The organism is Streptomyces sp. NPDC058308 (assembly GCF_042880275.1).
Classification (GTDB): Bacteria; Actinomycetota; Actinomycetes; order Streptomycetales; family Streptomycetaceae; genus Streptomyces.
This window is the reverse complement of the sequence record NZ_JBHVZA010000028.1, coordinates 78,113-93,405: the sequence shown is the minus strand read 5'-3', so window position 1 is coordinate 93,405 and position 15,293 is coordinate 78,113. Positions and strand designations below refer to the sequence as shown.

General features: G+C 70.4%; 15 protein-coding genes. 8 read left to right on the top strand and 7 right to left on the bottom strand.

Annotation, left to right across the window (positions count from 1 at the left end; translation table 11 throughout):
* Positions 1 to 88: 88 nt before the first annotated feature.
* The 4 genes from ACFVYL_RS30665 to ACFVYL_RS30650 form a co-directional block, all read right to left on the bottom strand.
* Positions 89 to 1,096 carry an amino acid ABC transporter permease gene (locus ACFVYL_RS30665; protein WP_389721674.1) on the bottom strand — a complete coding sequence of 336 codons (1,008 nt, stop codon included), beginning with the start codon at positions 1,094 to 1,096 and terminating at the stop codon, positions 89 to 91.
* A complete protein-coding gene (locus ACFVYL_RS30660) occupies positions 1,093 to 1,740 on the bottom strand; it encodes an amino acid ABC transporter permease (RefSeq protein WP_389721672.1) in 648 nt (215 codons plus the stop codon). Before ACFVYL_RS30660 ends, ACFVYL_RS30665 begins: the two co-directional genes overlap by 4 nt.
* A 122-nt stretch (positions 1,741 to 1,862) precedes the next feature.
* On the bottom strand, positions 1,863 to 2,783 hold the full coding sequence (locus ACFVYL_RS30655; RefSeq protein WP_389721670.1) for a glutamate ABC transporter substrate-binding protein: 921 nt from the start codon (positions 2,781 to 2,783) through the stop codon (positions 1,863 to 1,865).
* 46 nt (positions 2,784 to 2,829) lie between these two features.
* Positions 2,830 to 3,609 (bottom strand): amino acid ABC transporter ATP-binding protein, encoded by a 780-nt coding sequence (locus ACFVYL_RS30650; RefSeq protein ID WP_389721668.1) that lies wholly within the window; start codon positions 3,607 to 3,609, stop codon positions 2,830 to 2,832.
* A gap of 286 nt (positions 3,610 to 3,895) precedes the next feature.
* On the opposite strand from ACFVYL_RS30650, the gene ACFVYL_RS30645 reads away from it, so the two are divergent.
* A complete protein-coding gene (locus ACFVYL_RS30645) occupies positions 3,896 to 4,585 on the top strand; it encodes a response regulator transcription factor (protein ID WP_389721666.1) in 690 nt (229 codons plus the stop codon).
* A gap of 15 nt (positions 4,586 to 4,600) precedes the next feature.
* Entirely contained in the window at positions 4,601 to 6,016 is a 1,416-nt protein-coding gene (locus tag ACFVYL_RS30640) for a sensor histidine kinase (RefSeq protein WP_389721664.1), read from the top strand.
* A gap of 6 nt (positions 6,017 to 6,022) precedes the next feature.
* Here ACFVYL_RS30640 and ACFVYL_RS30635 read toward each other — a convergent pair whose 3' ends face one another.
* Positions 6,023 to 7,018 (bottom strand): TAXI family TRAP transporter solute-binding subunit, encoded by a 996-nt coding sequence (locus ACFVYL_RS30635; protein ID WP_389721662.1) that lies wholly within the window; start codon positions 7,016 to 7,018, stop codon positions 6,023 to 6,025.
* Between the two features lie 138 nt (positions 7,019 to 7,156).
* Here ACFVYL_RS30635 and miaB point away from each other — a divergent pair, with 138 nt between their 5' ends.
* A complete protein-coding gene (miaB, locus tag ACFVYL_RS30630; RefSeq protein ID WP_389721660.1) occupies positions 7,157 to 8,647 on the top strand; it encodes a tRNA (N6-isopentenyl adenosine(37)-C2)-methylthiotransferase MiaB in 1,491 nt (496 codons plus the stop codon).
* Between the two features lie 143 nt (positions 8,648 to 8,790).
* Positions 8,791 to 9,519, top strand: a complete 729-nt coding sequence (locus ACFVYL_RS30625) for a class III extradiol dioxygenase subunit B-like domain-containing protein (protein ID WP_389721658.1) — start codon at positions 8,791 to 8,793, stop codon at positions 9,517 to 9,519.
* Positions 9,520 to 9,656: 137 nt separating this feature from the next.
* Here the strand turns inward: ACFVYL_RS30625 and ACFVYL_RS30620 are convergent, their stop codons facing one another.
* The gene (locus ACFVYL_RS30620) at positions 9,657 to 9,935 is read right to left on the bottom strand and encodes an antitoxin (RefSeq protein WP_389721656.1); all 279 of its coding nucleotides are present in this window, start codon (positions 9,933 to 9,935) and stop codon (positions 9,657 to 9,659) included.
* Between the two features lie 23 nt (positions 9,936 to 9,958).
* Positions 9,959 to 10,243: a hypothetical protein gene (locus ACFVYL_RS30615; RefSeq protein ID WP_389721654.1), complete on the bottom strand. Its 285-nt coding sequence runs from the start codon at positions 10,241 to 10,243 to the stop codon at positions 9,959 to 9,961.
* Positions 10,244 to 10,424: 181 nt separating this feature from the next.
* On the opposite strand from ACFVYL_RS30615, the gene miaA reads away from it, so the two are divergent.
* The 4 genes from miaA (at position 10,425) to ACFVYL_RS30595 (ending at position 15,188) form a co-directional block, all read left to right on the top strand.
* Positions 10,425 to 11,363 carry a tRNA (adenosine(37)-N6)-dimethylallyltransferase MiaA gene (miaA, locus tag ACFVYL_RS30610; protein ID WP_389721652.1) on the top strand — a complete coding sequence of 313 codons (939 nt, stop codon included), beginning with the start codon at positions 10,425 to 10,427 and terminating at the stop codon, positions 11,361 to 11,363.
* A 107-nt stretch (positions 11,364 to 11,470) separates the two neighbouring features.
* A complete protein-coding gene (locus ACFVYL_RS30605) occupies positions 11,471 to 11,926 on the top strand; it encodes a hypothetical protein (RefSeq protein ID WP_389721682.1) in 456 nt (151 codons plus the stop codon).
* A gap of 93 nt (positions 11,927 to 12,019) precedes the next feature.
* Positions 12,020 to 12,898 carry a diaminopimelate epimerase gene (gene dapF / locus ACFVYL_RS30600; protein WP_389721650.1) on the top strand — a complete coding sequence of 293 codons (879 nt, stop codon included), beginning with the start codon at positions 12,020 to 12,022 and terminating at the stop codon, positions 12,896 to 12,898.
* 142 nt (positions 12,899 to 13,040) lie between these two features.
* Entirely contained in the window at positions 13,041 to 15,188 is a 2,148-nt protein-coding gene (locus tag ACFVYL_RS30595; RefSeq protein WP_389721648.1) for a RelA/SpoT family protein, read from the top strand.
* Positions 15,189 to 15,293 lie beyond the last annotated feature (105 nt).

Here is a 15,293-nt window from a genome sequence, read left to right as displayed (position 1 = left end):
ACCGGGATGACCCTCCGCCTTGCGATCGCACGCACCAGACGCCGCGAGGCCGCCCTCCGGGCGAACGACGCGAGTTTGACGACAGGGCCTAGTCCACCTTGGCGGGCGGCTCGTCAGGCCCGTCGGACTTGTCAGGCCCCGCGGGGCGGTCGGCCGGCACACCGTCACCCTTCGGGCCGTCCGTGGCCGGGCCGAGCGGTTCGGACGGGTCGAGCACCCCGGGGGCCTCGGCCGGTTCGGCGGCCGCCGCCACGGCGATGCCCGTCTTGGCGCGACGCCCGCGCTTCTCGACCCAGGTGGCGAGCGCGGAGAGCGCCATGCACATCGCCACGTAGATCGTGCCGACGACCATGATCACCGGAACGTAGATGTACTGGCCGTTGACGAGGGTGGTGTTGGCCAGCTGCCGGCCCGCGTACAGCAGCTCCGCGTACGTGATGATGTAGCCGAGCGACGTGTCCTTCAGCGTGACCACCAGCTGGCTGATGATCGTGGGCAGCATGGACCTGATCGCCTGCGGCAGCAGCAGCATCGTCATGACCTGGGACTTGCGCAGCCCCAGCGCGTAGGCCGCCTCGACCTGGCCGCGCGGTACGGCGTTGAAGCCGGCCCGGAGCACCTCTGCCTGCACCGCGCCGTTGTAGATCGCCAGGCCGATGACCAGGGCCCAGAAGCCGTTGTTCGAACCGATGGCGCCGAGGTCGCCCTTGTAGGTCAGGAAGAGCACCCACAGGGCGTAGATCGTGATCAGCAGCGGGATGGCCCGGAACAGTTCGATGAACCCGGTGGCCAGCCAGCGGACCGCGCGGCGGTCCGAGGCGCGGGCGACCGCGAGGATCGCACCGAGCACCAGGGACAGCACGGCGGCGAGCGCGAACACCTTCAGCGTGGTGACGATGCCGTCGCGGATGGTCGCCCGCACGTTGGAGTAGTTGAAGGTGCTCCAGACCTCGGACTCGAAGTGCCCGCGGTCGGCGAGACGCATGATCACGAAGACGACGAGGCCGATGATGGCCGCTGTGCCGACGACGGCGTAGATGCGGTTGCGCATCCGGGCCCTGGGGCCCGGAGCGTCGTACAGGACGCTGGAGCTCATCGTGCGACCTCCAGGCTCCGCTCGAGCAGCCGGAACAGGCCACTGATAGTGAATGTGATCACGAGGTAGCCGAGTGCCACCCAGAGGAACAGCCAGGCGATGGCGAAGCCCTGGTCGCTGAGGGTCTTCTGCCAGCCGAACAGCTCCGTGACGCTGAACGCGCCCGCGATGGCCGAGTTTTTCGTCAGCGCGATGAAGATGCTGCTCAGCGGCGGCAGCACGGTGCGCACCGCCTGGGGCAGGACGATCGCCCCCAGCGTCTGGAAGAAGGTCATGCCGAGCGAGCGGGCGGCTTCCGCCTGGCCGAGGGGAACGGTGTTGATTCCCGACCTGACGGCCTCGCAGACGAACGACGAGGTGTAGACGCTGAGCACGATCAGCGCCTTGGTCCACGGATCGAAGCCGAAGTCGAAGACCTGCGGCACCGCGAACCAGATGGTGAGAAAGAGCAGCGTCAGCGGGGTGTTCCTGAACAGGGTGACCCAAGCGGTGCCGAAGAACCGCAGCGGCGGCACGGGCGACACCCGGAAGCCGGCGAGCACGACGCCAAGGAGCAGCGCGAGCACGCCACTGGCCACGGTCAGCCAGACGGTGCCTATGAATCCCTCGCGGAATTCCGCCAAATGGTCGAGCAGTACATTCACGGGGATGTCCTCGTGGGCGGCAGTGGTCGGGCAGGGGGAGCCGGCCCCCGTGGACACCGCCTGGGTGCCTACGGGGAGCCGGTCAGCTCACTGCCGGGGAGTGGTACGGGCGTTCGGCCGAGTCAGTAGCGCTTGAGCGCCGGCGGCTCGGTGAACTGGGAGCCCGACAGGCCGAGCGTCGCGTCGTACGCCTTCTTGTAGTCGCCGTTCTTCTGGTGCGCCTCGACGGCGTCCGCGACCGCGTCGCGCAGCGCCTTGTCGCCCTTGCTCATGCCGATGCCGTACGGCTCCTTGGTGAACGGCTTGCCGACCACCCGCAGCGCCTTCGGCTGCTGCGCCGCGTAGCCCTTGAGGATGGCGTCGTCGGTGGTGACGGCGTCGACCTCCTTGTTGATGAGCTGCTGCACGCACTCGGAGTACTTGGCGAGCTCGACGGTCTTGGCGCCGTACTTCGGCTTCTTGATCTCCTGGAGCGGAGTGGAGCCGACGATCGAGCAGACCTTCTTGCCCTTCACGGAGTCCGGTCCGGTGATGCTCTTCTCGTCGTGGCGGACGAGGAGGTCGGCGCCGGCCATGAAGTAGGGACCGGCGAAGCCGACCTGCTTCTTGCGCTCGTCGTTGATCGTGTACGTGCCTACGTAGAGGTCGACGTCGCCCTTGGAGATGGTGGTCTCACGGACGCCGGAGTCGATCGTCTTGAACTCGATCTGGTCGGGCTTGAAGCCCAGGTCGGCGGCGACCATCTTGGCGATCTCGATGTCGAAGCCGGAGCGCTTGCCCGCGCTGTCCTTGAAGCCCAGGTACGGCTGATCGTCCTTGGCGCCGATGACGATCTTGCCGGCCTTCTGGGCCTTCTTCAGGACGGTCGAGTCGACCTTCACGTCCGACTTCACCGCGTAGGTGGGCAGCTTGGGCGCGTTCTTCCCGCCGGTCGGGTCCTTCGGCTTGTCGCCGGCCGTACCCTCCTCACCGCCGCACGCGGTGGCGGTCAGGGCGAGAGCGGCGACAACGGCGGCCGCGGCGGCGGACTTGCGGAGCTTCATGGTGAACATCCTCTGTTTCGACTGGTGTTGAGACGGCGTGGAAGCCTCAGTGCTTAAGGATCTTCGACAGGAAGTCCTTGGCCCGGTCGCTGCGCGGGTTGCTGAAGAACTGGTCCGGCACGGCCTCTTCGACGATCCGACCGTCCGCCATGAAGACGACACGGTTGGCCGCGGAGCGGGCGAAACCCATCTCATGGGTGACGACGACCATCGTCATCCCGTCCCGGGCGAGCTGCTGCATCACTTCGAGGACCTCGTTGATCATCTCCGGGTCGAGCGCCGATGTGGGCTCGTCGAAGAGCATCACCTTGGGGTCCATTGCCAACGCGCGCGCAATGGCGACGCGTTGCTGCTGACCGCCGGAGAGCTGCGCGGGGTACTTGTCGGCCTGGGAGGCGACGCCCACGCGGTCGAGCAGCGCCCGTGCCTTCGTCTCCGCCTCCGCCTTGCCGATCTTGCGCACCTTGATCTGGCCCAGCGTCACGTTCTCGAGCACGGTCTTGTGCGCGAAAAGGTTGAAGGACTGGAAGACCATGCCCACGTCGGCGCGGAGACGGGCCAGCTCCTTGCCTTCCTGGGGCAGCGGCTTGCCGTCGATCGAGATGCTTCCCGAATCGATCGTCTCCAGGCGGTTGACGGCACGGCACAGGGTCGACTTGCCGGACCCTGAGGGGCCGATCACGACGACGACCTCGCCGCGGGCGATGGTCAGGTCGATGTCCTGGAGGACATGCAGAGCGCCGAAGTGCTTGTTGACGTTCTTCAGCACGACCAGGTCGTCGGCCCCAGACGGTATGGCGTCCTTGGTCACCGATACTTCGGTCACGGCTTGTTGCTCCATCCTCCTCGGTTGGGAGGACAGTAATAACCCAGTGCGACCAGCGTCATTACATCTGAGGGGAAATTGAGCATAACGATCCGGCCGCAACCGGACACACCGTGTGAAGAGGGAACACGGAGTGCGTACCGGGTGGGTAACGGAACGTGCAGGCGACCTGAACCCTCTTGACGCGGTCCTTATCCATCGGCGTGGATGCCTTGGTGCGCACGCGCGCGTGCCCGGCCACCATGACCGGCCACACGGAACGACGGATGAACTGAAGGGGGCCCCTGTGCGACTGCTTCTCGTCGAGGACGACGATCATGTGGCCGCCGCCCTGTCCGCGGTCCTGGCCCGGCACGGCTTCGACGTCGTGCACGCCCGTAGTGGCGAGGAGGCGCTGCAGGCACTGCTGCCCGCGGAAACGCCCCCCTTCGGAGTGGTGCTTCTCGACCTGGGTCTGCCCGACCAGGACGGCTACGAGGTGTGCGGCAAGATCCGCAAGCGTGGCTCGATACCGGTGATCATGGTGACGGCCCGCTCGGACGTACGCTCCCGGATCCACGGCCTCAACCTCGGAGCCGACGACTACGTAGTCAAGCCCTACGACACCGGGGAACTCATCGCCCGTATCCACGCGGTCATCCGGCGCCCCACCCCGGGCGGCGCGGCTGCGTCCGGCGACAGCGAACTGCGGCTCGGCTCCGTGCACATCGAACTGCCCACCCGGCAGGTCAGCGTGGCGGGTTCGGTTGTCCAACTGACCCGCAAGGAGTTCGACCTGCTCGCCCTCCTGGCCCAGCGGCCCGGCGTGGTGTTCCGCCGGGAGCAGATCATCAGCGAAGTGTGGCGGACCAGTTGGGAAGGGACGGGCCGCACCCTGGAGGTGCACGTGGCCTCCCTGCGTTCCAAGCTGCACATGCCCGCCCTGATCGAGACCGTGCGCGGCGTCGGCTACCGCCTCGTCGCCCCGGCCGCGTAGCCGGAGCGAGGACAGGTGCGCACCCGGCTCCTCCCGCTGCTGATCATCCTGATGGCGGGCGTCCTCCTCGCGCTCGGTTTCCCGCTCGCCGTCAGCGTCGCGGCGGCCCAGCAGCAGAGGGTGGTCGTCGACCGGATCGACGACACCGCGCGCTTCGCGTCGCTCGCGCAGTTCGTCACCAAGCGTCCCACCGGGTCGCGGGTGGCGGGGAGCAAGGACGAGCGCCGCGAGACGCTGCAGAAGGAACTCGACGACTACTTCGACGTCTACGGCATCCGCGCGGGCGTCTTCTACCGCGACGACAGCCCCATGGCCAACGCGCCGAGCGACTGGTACCTGCCCCGGCGCGGAGACATCCGGGGCGCCTTCGAAGAGGCACTCCGCTCGCGCGGCAGCCACGACCCCGAGCAGGTGTGGCCGTGGCAGCGCGGACGGCTGGCCGTCGCCTCCCCGGTGATCAAGGACGGCGACGTCATCGCCGTCGTCGTCACGGACTCACCGACCGGACGCATGCGCTCGGAGACACTGCACGGCTGGCTGCTCATCGTCGCCGGCGAGTCGGCGGCCATGCTCCTGGCGGTCGGAGCGGCCCTGCGCCTCACCGGCTGGGTGCTGCGCCCGGTGCGCGTGCTGGACGCGACCACGCACGACATAGCGACCGGACGCCTCAAGTCCCGGGTCGCGGCGGCGGGCGGGCCGCCGGAACTCAGACGCCTGGCCCGGTCGTTCAACGAGATGGCCGACAACGTCCAGGACGTCCTCGAGCAGCAGCGCGCCTTCGTCGCCGACGCCTCGCACCAGTTGCGCAACCCCCTCTCGGCGCTGCTGCTGCGCATCGAGCTTCTCGCCCTCGAACTGCCCGAGGACAACGAGGAAATCGCCTCGGTCCGCACCGAGGGCAAGCGTCTGGCGCAGGTCCTCGACGACCTGCTCGACCTGGCCCAGGCCGAGCACACCGCGGCCGACCTGAGCCTCACCGACATCGGCGAACTGGCCGCCGAGCGCGTGGCCTCCTGGCGGCCGCTGGCCGACGAGCGAGGCGTGCGCCTGACGGGCCGGTGTCCGGCCACCACCGGCTGGGCCGACCCGATCGCCCTCTCCAGCGCACTGGACGCGGTGATCGACAACGCCCTGAAGTTCACCCCCGGGGGAGGCGCGGTCCAGGTGACCGTCTCCGCAAGCGACGCCACGACGACCGTGGTGGTCACCGATGGCGGCCCCGGCCTGACCGAGGACGAGCTCGCCCGCGTCGGCGACCGCTTCTGGCGCAGCAACCGCCATCAGAACGTGAAGGGTTCGGGGCTCGGACTGTCCATCTCGCGGGCCCTGCTCGCGGCGGGCGGGGGCTCCATCGCGTACGGGCGCCACGAACCGCATGGACTGAAGGTGACGGTCAGCGTCCCGCGCAGCGAGCCCTCCGCGGCGGTGTGAGGGGGGTCAGGGCTTGACCGAGCGGTAGTAGCGGCGCGCGCCGTCGTGCAGCGGGAGCGGGTCCGTGAACAGGGCGGTACGCAGATCCACCAGTTGGGCCGCGTGCACCTGATCGCCTATGTGGTCGCGGCTGTCGATGACGGTGCGGGTCAGCCGCTCGGTCAGCTCGGGGTCGGCCCGGTCCGTGGTGACCAGGAGGTTCGCCACGGCCAGCGTCGGCACGGCGGAGCCCTGCTGGGCCTCGGGGTAGGCGTCGGCCGGCATCGTCGCGGCCCGGTAGTAGCGCGATCCGCCGCCCTGCTTGTGCAACGCGTCGACCAGGTATCCGAGCTTCACGAGCTCGATGTCCATCTCCTTGGAGAGCTCGTGCACGGCATTGGTCGGGAGCCCTCCCGACCAGAAGAAGGCGTCGATCGAGCCGTTCTTCAGGAGGTCGGGCATGGTGTCGATCCCGGCGGCCACCGGCTTGATGTCGGTGGCCGGGTCCAGGCCCGCGGCGTCGAGCACCCTGTCGGCTATCAGCCGCACCCCCGACCGCTCCTGCCCCACGGCGACGCGCTTGTTCCGCAGCTCCTCCACGGAGTCGATGTGCGAGGAGCGGGGCACCACGAGCTGGACGTAGTCGTCGTACAGCCGCGTGCAGCCCCGTAGGCGGTGCCAGCCGGGTGCGCCGTCGAGGCGGTACGTCTCCACGGCGTCGGCGGCCGCGATGGTGAAGTCGGACTTGCCGGTGGCCACCCGCGCGACGTTCTGCTGAGACCCCTCACTGTTGAGGAGCTCGACGTCCACCTTCGGCATGTCCTGGGAGATCGCCGTCCGCAGGAGGTTGCCGTACCGCTCGTACACACCCTTTTCCACGCCCGTACTGAACGTCATGCGCCCGCTCGGAGAGTCCTCACCGACGGGCAGCAGCCACCACAGCAACAGTCCGAACACAGCGAGCGCCGCCGCCGAACCCTGCAGGGCGCGGCGCCTGCTGATGTGGGGGAGTGCCGTGAGCATGCGCGCGATCCTGCCAGCCCACTCACCGTGCTGACCAGGGGTGAGGTCACACCGGGCCGCTCCGGGGCCCGCCCTCGGGCGCCGTCGTCGCAATCCGTGGGCACGCGCGCGTGGCGACCCCGTACCCTGGGGGGCGAGATGAGCGCGAAGACTTACGAGGTGCGCACCTACGGGTGCCAGATGAACGTCCATGACTCCGAGCGGCTGTCGGGCCTCCTTGAGGACGCCGGATACGAGCGTGCGCCCGAAGGGGCGGACGGCGATGCCGACGTCGTCGTCTTCAATACGTGCGCCGTGCGCGAGAACGCCGACAACCGTCTGTACGGCAATCTCGGGCGCCTGGCGCCGATGAAGACCAAGCGTCCGGGCATGCAGATCGCCGTCGGCGGCTGTCTGGCCCAGAAGGACCGCGACACCATCGTCAAGAGGGCGCCCTGGGTGGACGTCGTCTTCGGCACGCACAACATCGGCAAGCTGCCGGTCCTCCTGGAGCGTGCCCGCGTCCAGGAAGAGGCACAGGTCGAGATCGCAGAGTCGCTCGAAGCCTTCCCGTCGACGCTGCCGACCCGCCGCGAGAGCGCGTACGCGGCCTGGGTCTCCATCTCCGTCGGCTGCAACAACACGTGCACCTTCTGCATCGTGCCCGCGCTGCGCGGCAAGGAGAAGGACCGCAGGACCGGCGACATCCTCGCGGAGATCGAGGCGCTCGTCGGCGAGGGCGTCAGCGAGATCACCCTCCTCGGGCAGAACGTGAACGCGTACGGCTCGGACATCGGCGACCGCGAAGCCTTCAGCAAGCTCCTGCGCGCCTGCGGGAAGATCGAGGGCCTGGAGCGCGTGCGCTTCACCTCCCCGCACCCCCGCGACTTCACCGACGACGTGATCGCGGCCATGGCCGAGACGCCGAACGTGATGCCACAGCTCCACATGCCGCTGCAGTCCGGCTCCGACCCGATCCTCAAGGCGATGCGCCGTTCGTACCGCCAGGACCGCTTCCTGGGGATCATCGAGAAGGTCCGCGCCGCCATGCCGGACGCGGCGATCTCCACCGACATCATCGTGGGCTTCCCCGGCGAGAGCGAGGAGGACTTCGAGCAGACGATGCACGTGGTCCGCGAGGCCCGCTTCGCCAGTGCCTTCACCTTCCAGTACTCCAAGCGCCCCGGAACCCCGGCGGCGACCATGGAGGGGCAGATCCCCAAGGAGGTCGTGCAGTCGCGTTACGAGCGTCTGGTGGCCCTCCAGGAGGAGATCTCCTGGGAGGAGAACAAGAAGCAGGTCGGCCGCACCCTGGACCTGATGGTCGCCGAGGGAGAGGGCCGCAAGGACGGCGCCACGCACCGCCTCTCCGGCCGCGCCCCCGACAACCGCCTGGTCCACTTCACCAAGCCGGACACCGAGGTGCGCCCCGGCGACGTGGTGACCGTCGAGATCACCTACGCCGCCCCGCACCACCTGCTGGCCGAGGGCGCCGTGCTGAACGTACGTCCCACGCGCGCGGGCGACGCCTGGGAGAAGCGCAACGCCGAGGCGGCCGCGAAGCCCGCGGGAGTGATGCTGGGGCTGCCGAAGATCGGCGCTCCGGAGCCGCTCCCGGCTGCCGCGGGCAGCGGCTGCGGCTGCGACTGACCGCGCCCGGCCGTCGGTGACGGGGACCGGGGCAGCCGTCCCGGTCCCGGGTCATCGGTCACCCGTGGGTCCGTCACCGCCGCATGCGCACCGTTGCGGGTCTCGGAAGCGACCGGCCAGCGGGGCGCGTTACGCTGCGGATCATGCTTGTCGCCGCAGCCGTCTGCCCCTCTCCGCCGCTGCTCGTCCCCGAGGTCGCCGCGGGCGCCGCTCCTGAACTGGACGCCGCGCGCGCGGCCTGCTCGGACGCCGTCGCGGTGCTTGCCGCCGCCCGGCCCGACCGGCTCGTCGTGGTCGGCCCCGCCGAGCAGAGCGGCCGCGGTCCGCACCCACAGGGCGCGCGCGGCACCTTCCGCGGTTTCGGGGTGGACCTCGACGTACGCCTCGGCCCCGCGCCGGCCAAGGAGGGCCCCGACGCCGCCGGCGGGCGCGCACTGCCGCCGTCCCTCGCCGTGGCCGGGTGGCTGCTCGGGCGTACGCAGTGGTCGACCGCTCCGGTGGAAGGGCTCGGTGTGGGAGAACCACTTGCCGCCGAGCGGTGCATCCAAGTCGGAGGGGAGATCGGGGCCCGGGCCGACCGGGTGGCACTGCTGGTGATGGGCGACGCCAGCGCGTGCCGCACGCTGAAGGCTCCGGGGTATCTCGACGAGCGGGCGGCCGGCTTCGACGCGGCGGTCGGGCGTGCGCTCGGCGCGGCCGACGTGGCGGCGTTGAAGTCGTTGGACGTGGGCCTCGCGTACGAGCTGAAGGCGGCGGGCCGTGCTCCGTGGCAGGTGCTGGCCGGCGCGGCGGACGGCGCGGCGCTGAGCGGCGAGCTCCTCTACGAGGACGCGCCCTACGGCGTGGGCTACGTGGTGGCTGCCTGGTCGTAGTGCGGGCCCTGGGGGCCGCGCCCACGGCAACCGGGCGGGGCGGCACGACGCCTCGGTGCGGGATGCCCGGTCAGGACACCGGGACACACGGTGGCGGCCGCGGAGCACGTCGCTCCGCGGCCGTCCGCCGCTGTGGTTCAGGACGCCGGAGGGGGCGCCGAGGACGACGGAGGGGTGGCGTCGCCGCCGCCCTTGTCCTTGCCCTCGCCCGTTTTGGCGAGACGGTCGACGGCGTCCTTCGCCTTGCCCGTGCCCGCCTGGATCTTGTCGCTGTACTTGCCCTTGGTCTTCTCGTCGACGACCTTCGCGGCCTTGTCCAGGCCCTGGTCAATCTTTCCCCCGTGCTGCTGCGCGAGGTCCGAGACCTTGTCCTTGGCAGGGGCGAGCTTGGCCTTCAGTTGGTCCAGGAAGCCCATGGGTTCACCTTCCCTGACGGGAGCTATTTGCGGGCGCCCTCACCGGCCTCGTTGTCGGCGGCCGCCTCGGCGGACTGCTGCTTCGGAATCTCCACGCCCTCTGCGGCCTTCGCGTCGGTGGACTCCTCGGCCTTCTCCTCGGCAGCGCCGTCGCCCTCCTTGTCGGCCTCGGCGGCGGGCTTCCCATCCGTGTCGGCCTCGGAGGCCTCGGCCTCCGGCTCGGCCGTCAAGGTTGCGGTGGCCGCATCCGTCGTCGACGCCTCGTCGGCAGCCTTGGACTTCCGACGGAACCGTGAAAAAACGCCCATATCTACTCCATACGTTACTCGTGTGGGCGAAATCCCGCCCCGCCCGGTGCGTCTCATTGCGGCGCACAGGTGATCGGTCCTCGGAACCGGCGGCCGGGACCTCGCAACAGGCAACGACCTCGGAGCCGTACCGTCACGTAGCTCGTTCGGGAAGAGGGCCCGGGTTTGCGAGACTGGGGCGGTGAGTAGTGCAACCCCCGCACCGCGGGTCATCGCCGTCGTCGGTCCGACCGCTGCAGGAAAGTCCGATCTGGGCGTTTTCCTCGCCCAACGGCTCGGCGGCGAGATCGTCAACGCCGACTCCATGCAGCTCTACCGGGGGATGGACATCGGCACCGCCAAGCTGACGCCCGATGAGCGCGGCGGCGTGCCCCACCACCTCCTCGACATCTGGGACGTCACGGAGGCAGCCAGCGTCGCCGAGTACCAGAAGCTGGCCCGCGCCGAGATCGACCGTCTCCTCGCCGAGGGGCGCTGGCCGATCCTGGTCGGCGGATCCGGCCTGTACGTACGGGGGGCCGTGGACCACCTGGAGTTCCCCGGCACCGACCCCGCCGTGCGGGCCCGCCTGGAGGAAGAGCTCGCCGACCACGGCTCCGGAGCCCTGCACGCCCGCCTCGCCGCCGCCGACCCCGGGGCGGCACAGGCGATCCTGCCCAGCAACGGCCGCCGGATCGTCCGCGCCCTTGAGGTCATCGAGATCACGGGCAAGCCCTTCACCGCCAACCTCCCCGGCCACGACTCCGTGTACGACACCCTCCAGATCGGCGTCGACGTGGCACGTCCCGAACTCGACGAACGCATCGCCACGCGCGTGGACCGCATGTGGGAGCAGGGCCTGGTCGACGAGGTGCGCGCGCTGGAGGCGCAGGGGCTGCGCGAGGGGCGCACGGCGTCACGTGCGCTCGGCTACCAGCAGGTGCTCGCCGCCATCGCGGGGGAGTGCACCGAGGACGACGCCCGCGCCGAGACCGTGCGCGCCACCAAACGCTTCGCGCGCCGTCAGGACTCGTGGTTCCGCCGCGATCCACGGGTGAACTGGCTCAGTGGGGCCGTGGCCGACCGCGAGGAACTCCCGGCACGCGCACTGGCGTTGGTCGAACGACCGGTCACAGCCTGATCACGTGATGGCATCGGGACGCTCAGGCGGTCATCCCGGCACCTGACACCGTGCCATCATCGACCATCGATCGACCGGTGGAGTCCGAAGTGGGAGGGCGCGTGGCGATGGAGGCCGGCCCTCGTGACACCGCACATGACGGCGAAGAGCAACTGAGTCCCGACGGGCCCGACGACATCCCGGGCGGCGTGACGGACGACGGTCCCGGCGCGGACGAGATGGTGCCGGAGGTCGAGGTCGAACTGCGCCCGCAGCGCCGCCTGCGCATCTGGCAGCTCGCGCCCATCGTGATCCTGGCCGCGATCGGGTCGCTGATGTTCGCCTTCCCGCTCGCCTTCGAGTTCGGCGACGGCGGTGCGGTGGTCGCCATGCTCGGGCTGCTGATCAGCTGCTGCGCCGCGGGCTGGGGCATGATGGCCGCCCGCCGCGTGGGGCACACCTGGCCCGGGCTGCCCGAGCGCGGCTCCGGACGCCGCCCGGACTGGCGGGTCGTCTCCGGGTACGCCCTGCTCTTCCTGGGCGCCGTCGTCCTCGCCGTGTGGCGCGTGGCCAGGCTTCGCTGAGGCTCGTCGGGGCGCCGCCCTCTGGGGCGGGCCGGCGCGTACCGGGCCGCACCGCCTGAACCGAGTGTCGGACCCACCCCGTACGATCGAGGAATGAGCACGCGGATCGCCTTCCTCAAGGGGCACGGGACCGAGAACGACTTCGTGATCATCCCCGACCCCGACAACGCCATCGAGCTGCCCCCGGCCGCCGTGGCCGCCCTGTGCGACCGCCGCGCGGGCATCGGGGGCGACGGCCTCCTGCACGTCGTGCGCTCCGCCGCCCACCCCGAGGCCCGCCACCTCGCGGACCGGGCCGAGTGGTTCATGGACTACCGCAACGGCGACGGGTCGGTCGCCGAGATGTGCGGCAATGGAGTGCGCGTCTTCGCCCGGTACCTGCAGCGTGCGGGGCACGTCGGCGAGGGTGACCTGGCAGTGGCCACCCGCGGCGGCGTCAAGACGGTGCACATCGCCAAGGCGGAGTCCGGCGGCGACATCACCGTCGCCATGGGCAAGGCGCAGCTCCCCGAAGGGGACGTCACCGTCTCGGTCGGCGACCACCGCTGGCCCGCGCGCAACGTGAACATGGGCAACCCGCACGCGGTCGTCTTCGTGGACGACCTCTCCGAAGCGGGCCACCTCTACGACCCGCCCCCCTTCAGCCCCGCCTCCGCCTACCCGGACGGGGTGAACGTGGAGTTCGTCGCCCCCCGCGGCGAGCGCCACGTCGCCATGCGGGTGCACGAGCGCGGCGCGGGCGAGACGCGCTCCTGCGGCACGGGCGCGTGCGCCGTCGCCGTGGCGGCGGCCCGCAAGGACGGCGTGGACCCGGCCGTGACCGGGGCCTCGGCCATCTACACCGTCGACCTGCCCGGCGGACGCCTGGTGATCACCGAGCGGCCCGACGGCGAGATCGAGATGACAGGGGGCGCGGTGATCGTCGCGGAAGGCGAGATCGCGTCCGAATGGCTCGAAACGGTACTCCCATGAACTGTCGCTCGAATGGGTGATCCGTTTCACGCTCGGCGAGAGGCGGTCAGCGCCGCGTGATGGGCTCGGTAGCATCAAGCACCGGCCCGGACGGAGTATGCCGCCGTCCGCTCACCGCCGGTCGAAGCAGCCGGAGGTGCTCATGAGTGCGGAGGCCACGAATCCAGCCACGCCCGGCCCCGTGACGCCCGGGGTCCAGCGCAGGCGGGGGCGCGCCCGTCTCGACCTGCGCAGGCTCGGCCGTGCGGCCCTGCTCGGCTCCGGCACCCGGGACCGTCTCCCCGACGCGATCGGCCATGTGGCGGAGGCCCACCGGACTCACTACCCGGACGCGGATCTTGAACCCCTGCGCCGCGCGTACGTCCTCGCCGAGTCCTCGCACCGCGGTCAGATGCGCAAGAGCGGCGAGCCGTACATCACGCATCCGCTCGCGGTGACCCTGATCCTCGCCCAACTCGGCGCGGAGATCACCACCTTGACCGCGTCCCTGCTGCACGACACCGTCGAGGACACGGACGTCACCCTCGACCAGGTACGGACCGAGTTCGGCGACGACGTCTGCTATCTGGTCGACGGCGTCACCAAGCTGGAGAAGGTCGACTACGGAGCGGCCGCGGAGCCCGAGACGTTCCGCAAGATGCTCGTCGCCACCGGCAACGACGTACGCGTGATGTCGATCAAGCTCGCCGACCGGCTGCACAACATGCGCACGCTCGGTGTCATGCGTCCCGAGAAGCAGGCCCGCATCGCCAAGGTGACCCGGGACGTCCTCATTCCACTCGCTGAGCGCCTCGGTGTGCAGGCGCTCAAGACCGAGCTGGAGGACCTCGTCTTCGCGATCCTCCACCCGGAGGAGTGCGCCCAGGTCAAGGCCATGATCGCCGCCGACGCGGAGAGCCCGGGCGACCCCCTCGGGAACATCGCGGACGAGGTGCGCGCAGTGCTGCGCGACGCGGGCATCGCCGCCGAGGTCCTCATCAGGCCGCGGCACTCCGTCTCCGTCCACCGCGTGCACCGCAAGCGCGGCGAACTGCGGGCCTCCGACTTCGGCCGTCTCCTCGTGCTCGTCAACGAGGACGCGGACTGTTACGGGGTCCTGGGGGAGCTGCACACCTGCTTCACGCCGGTGGTCTCGGAGTTCAAGGACTTCATCGCCGTACCGAAGTTCAATCTCTACCAATCGCTGCACACGGCCGTGACCCGCGCCGACGGCGAGGTCGCCGAAGTCCTCATCCGCACGCATCAGATGCACCAGGTCGCCGAGGCGGGCGTGGTCGCGCTGCGCAATCCCTACGCTCCTCCTTCGGAGGAGCCTTCCGAGAGCGTTGGCGACGAGCGGGTGGACCCGACAAGGCCCGGCTGGCTCTCCCGGCTCCTCGACTGGCAGGAGGCCGCCCCCGATACGGACATGTTCTGGTCGACGCTGCGGGAGGACCTCGCCCAGGACCGTGAGATCGCCGTCTTCCGGCCCGACGGCGGCACGCTCGGCCTGCCCGCCGGCGCCAGCTGTGTGGACGCCGCCTACACCCAGTACGGCGAGGACGCGCACGCCTGCATCGGCGCGCGCGTCAACGGCCGCCTCGCGACGCTCAGCACGGTCCTGCGGGACGGCGACACGGTGCAGCTGCTCATGGGCCAGGACCTCGCCTCCGGCCCCTCACGCGAGTGGCTGGACCACGCCCGCACCCCTGCCGCGCGCATCGCGATCCGGCGCTGGCTCACCACCCACCCGGCTCCCGCGGCACCCGCGCCGACGCCGTCCGGGCAGCGGCCGCCCCAGCAGGCTCCCGCGACCGTGCCGAAGCCGGACACCTCCGAAGCCCTGCGGCCCGCCGCGGCGAACGCCGTCGTGGACCGCGAGGGCGCGAGCGTGCGCCTCGCGGGATGCTGCACGCCGGTGCCACCCGACGACGTGACCGCCTTCGCCGTACGTGGGGGCGTCGTCACCGTCCACCGGGTCGGCTGTCCGGCCGAAGAGCGGATGAAAGAGGTGGGGCGGCCGGAGGTCGGCGTGCGCTGGGGGGACACCGCCGAGTGCCGGGTCACCTTGATCGCCGAATCGTTCGGCCGGGCCCATCTGCTCGCCGACCTCACCGAGGCGATCGCCCTCGAAGGCGTGGCGATCATCTCGGCCACCGTTGAGCCGCCGACCCAACAGCGCGTGCGCCATACGTACACGCTCCAACTCCCGGACGCGGCACACCTGCCGGGCCTGATGCGGGCGATGCGCGCCGTCCCCGGGGTGTACGACGTCAATCGCGCTCAGCATCCGGCCGCCGCCGCCCACTGACGACGCCCCCTCGCACCTCGCACCTGGACACACACCCCGCTCCGTCGAGTGAGTCCGGCGGCGACTCGTTCGGGTGCCTCCTCGCGCGTCGTCACGTGCGGGAAG

Bases quoted from the DNA above. Each gene is read 5' to 3' on its own strand.
- ACFVYL_RS30620 (WP_389721656.1), bottom strand. From the start codon at position 9,935: ATGGGCTTCCTGGACCAACTGAAGGCCAAGCTCGCCCCTGCCAAGGAC.
- ACFVYL_RS30615 (WP_389721654.1), bottom strand. From the start codon at position 10,243: ATGGGCGTTTTTTCACGGTTCCGTCGGAAGTCCAAGGCTGCCGACGAG.
- ACFVYL_RS30605 (WP_389721682.1), top strand. From the start codon at position 11,471: ATGGAGGCCGGCCCTCGTGACACCGCACATGACGGCGAAGAGCAACTG.
- ACFVYL_RS30655 (WP_389721670.1), bottom strand. From the start codon at position 2,783: ATGAAGCTCCGCAAGTCCGCCGCCGCGGCCGCCGTTGTCGCCGCTCTC.
- dapF (WP_389721650.1), top strand. From the start codon at position 12,020: ATGAGCACGCGGATCGCCTTCCTCAAGGGGCACGGGACCGAGAACGAC.
- ACFVYL_RS30665 (WP_389721674.1), bottom strand. From the start codon at position 1,096: ATGAGCTCCAGCGTCCTGTACGACGCTCCGGGCCCCAGGGCCCGGATG.
- ACFVYL_RS30595 (WP_389721648.1), top strand. From the start codon at position 13,041: ATGAGTGCGGAGGCCACGAATCCAGCCACGCCCGGCCCCGTGACGCCC.
- ACFVYL_RS30625 (WP_389721658.1), top strand. From the start codon at position 8,791: ATGCTTGTCGCCGCAGCCGTCTGCCCCTCTCCGCCGCTGCTCGTCCCC.
- miaB (WP_389721660.1), top strand. From the start codon at position 7,157: ATGAGCGCGAAGACTTACGAGGTGCGCACCTACGGGTGCCAGATGAAC.
- ACFVYL_RS30635 (WP_389721662.1), bottom strand. From the start codon at position 7,018: ATGCTCACGGCACTCCCCCACATCAGCAGGCGCCGCGCCCTGCAGGGT.